Here is a 4,157-nt window from a genome sequence, read left to right as displayed (position 1 = left end):
CGGCATCTCCCGCCACTGGGCACTGGACCGGAACCGCCAGATCACCCCTTCGAACTGTTCCCGCAACCGCTCGGGATAGGGGCCGTACCTGCCGACCTTGAGCGCGGTGTGTCCGCGGTGGTGGTTGTAGGTGTGCAGCCAGGCGGGGAAGGTGTCGCGTCGTTCCTGTTCGGAGCGGTAGGGGCGGGCGTAGGCCCATTCCTCCAGCAGGGTGCGGTTGAAGCGTTCGACCTTGTCGTTGGTCTGGGGCCGGTAGGGCCGGGTCCGTTTGTGGGCGATGCGGGCCGATGCGAGCAGTTCGCGCCAGTCGCGTGAGCGGTAGCAGGCGCCGTTGTCGGTCAGCACGCGCTCGACGGTGATTCCGGCCTGGGCGAAGAAGGCGTGGGCCCGGGACAAGAAGCCGGTGGCGGTCTCCTTCTTCTCGTCGGTGTGGATCTCGCTGTAGGCGAGGCGGGAGTGGTCGTCGACGGCGGTGTGCAGGTAGCTGTAGCCGGCGTTGGCGCGGTTCTTGCGGCCCGCTTGTCGGCCGAGGACTTTGTGTCCGCCGCCGTCGGGGATGTTGCCGAGCTTCTTGATGTCGACGTGGACCAGTTCGCCCGGCTTGGCGCGTTCGTAGCGGCGTATGAGGCGGCCGGTGGCCCGGTCCAGGTGCGTGAGGCGGGCCAGGCCGTAGCGGGTCAGCACACGGTGCACGGTCGAGGGCACCAGGTGCAGCAGGTGCGCGATGCGTGCCGGTCCCCAGCGGCGCAGGACACGGACCTTGATGATCCGGCGTTCGGTGCGGGTCGGGGTGCGGCGCGGGCTGGTGTGCGGGCGGGAAGAACGGTCGTACATCCCGGCCTCACCGAACTGCCGGTAGCGCTCAGCCCATCGCTGGGCCGTGGTGGGCGAGACCTGGAAGCGTTCCGCGGCTCGGCGAAGCGGCCAGCCGTCCTCGACCACGCAGCGGGCCAGGCGCAGGCGACCGGTCTCGGTCAGGGGTGCATTACGGTGGACCACGAGGGCCTTTGTGGTCGGTGTAGACGTCGCAATCCACACCGAACCGGAAGGCCCTCACCCGTTCAAGATCCCTCAGCCGAGACCTGGCTCACCCGTCCACAACCTCCCCGGACAGAACACCTAGTGCAGATAGCCGCTCGCCCGGGCGCCGAGGACGTTCAGAAGAGCCAGCGTCTCTGCGCCGGGGGATCCCGGCGGTGCGCTGTAGAGCACGACGTGCTGGTCGCGGTCGGTGAGGGTGAGGATGTCGCAGTCGACGGTGACGTCGCCGACGACCGGGTGGCGGAAGGTCTTCGTCAGCGTCGGTACGGGCTGTACGTCGTGGCGGTCCCAGAGCCGGGCGAAGTCGAAGCTGGTGTCTCGGAGTTCGTCGACGAGGCCGGTCACCGTGGGGTCGGTGGGGTAGCGGGCAAGGGCGGTATGGAGCTGCATCACGACGCTCGCCCTGAAGTCGGCGGCGTCGGAGATCCCGTAGAGCGCCTCATCAGCGTACTGGGGTCCGGGGAAGGCCCGGCGCGCGAGGTTGCGGTCCTCGGGGGCGAGCGGGGCGAAGTCCTCCATGAGGGCGGCCGCGAGGTCGTTCCATGCGAGGACCTCACACGCGGCGGACATCACGAAGCCAGCTGTCTGAGGCATTCGTTCGAGAAGCGCGAGGATACTGGCGCGGACGTCGCGCCGGTGCCGTCCGGTGCGGTTCGGCGCGGTGCCGGCGAGGACGTGGAGGTGGTCGGACGCGGCGTCGGTGAGCCGCAGGGCGCCGGCGATCGCGGCCAGGACGTCTCCTGAGGGGCGTGGCGCCCTGCCCTGTTCGAGGCGGATGTAGTACTCGGTGGAGATGTGCGCGAGTACGGCCACTTCCTCGCGGCGCAGACCTGGTGTGCGCCGGCGCGGGCCGGCGGGGAGGCCTACGTCCTGGGGGCGGAGCCGCTCGCGGCGGCTGCGGAGGAATGCCCCGAGCTCCTGTTTGTCCATACGGCCAGTGTGCGTGCTGCCCGGCGGCGGATCGTAGTACTGGTTGTGCCTGTATCCGGCCGGCGGCCGGCCGGACGCTGTTGCCATGACGGACAACACGAACACCACTGAGATCGCACCCGTCGGCCTGCTCACCGGCAAGGTCGTCTTCATCACCGGCGCCAGCCGCGGCATCGGAGCGGCCGCGGCCCGGCTCTTCGCCTCCGAGGGCGCCGCCGTCGTGCTCGCCGCCCGCGGCACCGACGCCCTCGCGCACATCGTGAAGGAGATCCGCGCCGACGGCCACGTCGCCGACGCCGTCACCCTGGACCTCGCCGACCCCGCGAGCATCCGCGCCGCAGTCGACCGCGTCGAAAAGCTGCACGGACGGCTGGATGGCGCCTTCAACAACGGCGCGGTCCCCCAGCGGCAGTTCGGTCCGGTCGAGACCACGAGCGACGAGGACATCGACGAGCAGTTCGCCGTGAACTTCCGTTCGCACTGGACTGCCATGACCGCCGAGGCCGCGCTCATGCGGAAGGACGGTGGCGGGGCGATCGTCAACACCTCCAGCATCGGCAGCCGCCGCGCGAACCCGGCGCTGCCCGCCTACGGCGCCATGAAACGCGCGCTCAACAGCCTCACCGAGACCGCCGCGGTGAACTGGGCCGGTGACCGCATCCGGGTCAACGCCATCACCCCCGGCGGCACCTCCACCGAGATGATCGACACCTGGGAGGCAGCGACCCCCGGCATCGTCGAGCAGATGACCAAGTCGATCCCGCTCGGCCAGATGGGCGAGCCCCGGCAGATCGCCGAGGCGGCCGCATGGCTGCTCAGCGACCGCGCCTCGTACGTGACCGGCGCGATCCTTCCGGTCGACGGCGGCGCCGGCGCCTGACGAGGACAGCCCAGCGCCACCCGCCGAGGCCCACCCTCACGGCACCAAACCGTCACTCCGAAAGGACCGCCCAGCAACCTCAGCGGGCTCCGCGACGCGCAGACCTGCGATCCAGCCCCCGGGCCGGGCGCTGCAGGACGGCAACTGTACGCCCCTCGACTGGACAGCGCCCAGGCGGCCGAGGCCACCCGGATTCTCGACGCCCGCCGCGTCGTCCCGGTCCACCACGACGGCTGGGCCCACTTCACCGAGGGCCGCGACGAACTGGAGGCGGCCTTCGCCGCCGCGGGCCTGACCGACCGCCTGGACCAGGACTGGGCGCAGCGCGCCTGAGCCCGGACCCCCACTCGGGAACCGAGGCCTCGTGCCAGGGGCGGGGCTCCTCACACGCCGAGCCCCACCCCTGGGAGCAACCCCTCGCGGCGTCCCCTGCGCCGTGCAAGAACGACAGAGAAGGACCCGATCACATGTCCACCGGAACCAACGCCGGCCTCGTGCACCGCTCCTACCAGGCCCTTCAGCAGGGCGACTACGACACGCTCACCGGCATGTTCCACCCGGACTTCGTCTCCTACCCCCAGATCGACAGCTCCCGGCCCGGCGCCGCAGGATTCGTCGATGTGGACAAGAAGCACGTCGACGCCTTCCCCGGCATCCGCCTGACGGTCCTCGACACCGTCGCCGAAGCCGACAAGGTCGGCGCCTACGTCGTGGTCGAAGGAGACCAGAGCGGCGACTACTACGGCATCCCCCCACGCGGAGCGCACGTACGCTTCTCCATGTTCAACCTGTTCACCTTCAAGGACGGGAAGATCATCGAGAAGCGGGCCCACTACAACCTGGCCGACATCATGAACCAGCTCACGGCCGGCTCCACCACCTGACGACACGAGCCTCGACAGGGCCACGCCCCGCGCCCCTCCACCACCGCACACCAACAGCGCGCGCCTGGAGCGAAACGCTCCGACCGCCCACACCGAGAACCGCGGCATCACCTTCTGGCTGATGCCGCATCGCCCGGCGGGCTGCGCGGGCCGGGCACCGCCCTGGCCGTAACGAGCACCAGGGCAATCACCTAGCGCTACATACCTATCGCCGCAACTATGCGAGAACAGGGCCGGGTCCGCATCATCGCGGCGCGCAACTCTCCGGCCAAGCATCTCATTCTGAAACGATCAGTTAGCCTCCAAGTGCCTGACGCTGACAGGGCGTTACTGATCTTTTCGTAAGTTCGGTGGGTGCGGTGGCCGTGTGGGTGGGAGGCTGTCGGGGTGGCATACCAACCTTCCCCTTCGGTTGCTGGTTC

Annotated in this window: 4 protein-coding genes and 1 pseudogene; 3 read left to right on the top strand and 2 right to left on the bottom strand. The window is 69.7% G+C overall.

All coding sequences use genetic code 11. The annotated features are described in order from the left end of the window. Both ABZ719_RS37310 and ABZ719_RS37305 read right to left on the bottom strand, forming a co-directional pair. A partial coding sequence (locus tag ABZ719_RS37310) for an IS481 family transposase (protein WP_366729614.1) occupies positions 1-999 on the bottom strand: 999 nt, incomplete at its 3' end. A 120-nt stretch (positions 1,000-1,119) separates the two neighbouring features. Continuing rightward, on the bottom strand, positions 1,120-1,971 hold the full coding sequence (locus ABZ719_RS37305) for a helix-turn-helix transcriptional regulator (protein WP_366729613.1): 852 nt from the start codon (positions 1,969-1,971) through the stop codon (positions 1,120-1,122). An 85-nt stretch (positions 1,972-2,056) separates the two neighbouring features. Here ABZ719_RS37305 and ABZ719_RS37300 point away from each other — a divergent pair, with 85 nt between their 5' ends. The 3 genes and pseudogenes from ABZ719_RS37300 (at position 2,057) to ABZ719_RS37290 (ending at position 3,735) form a co-directional block, all read left to right on the top strand. Continuing rightward, positions 2,057-2,851: an SDR family oxidoreductase gene (locus ABZ719_RS37300; RefSeq protein WP_366729612.1), complete on the top strand. Its 795-nt coding sequence runs from the start codon at positions 2,057-2,059 to the stop codon at positions 2,849-2,851. A 159-nt stretch (positions 2,852-3,010) separates the two neighbouring features. Further along, positions 3,011-3,184, top strand: a pseudogene (locus tag ABZ719_RS37295) (MBL fold metallo-hydrolase); the annotation flags it as partial. A 134-nt stretch (positions 3,185-3,318) separates the two neighbouring features. Beyond that, a complete protein-coding gene (locus ABZ719_RS37290) occupies positions 3,319-3,735 on the top strand; it encodes an ester cyclase (protein ID WP_366729611.1) in 417 nt (138 codons plus the stop codon). The last annotated feature ends 422 nt before the right edge of the window (positions 3,736-4,157 follow it).

It is taken from the genome of Streptomyces sp. NPDC006743, assembly GCF_040703815.1.
In the GTDB taxonomy this organism is placed as follows: domain Bacteria; phylum Actinomycetota; class Actinomycetes; order Streptomycetales; family Streptomycetaceae; genus Streptomyces.
Note: the sequence above shows the minus strand (reverse complement) of the source record. Positions and strands in the feature narration are given on the sequence as shown.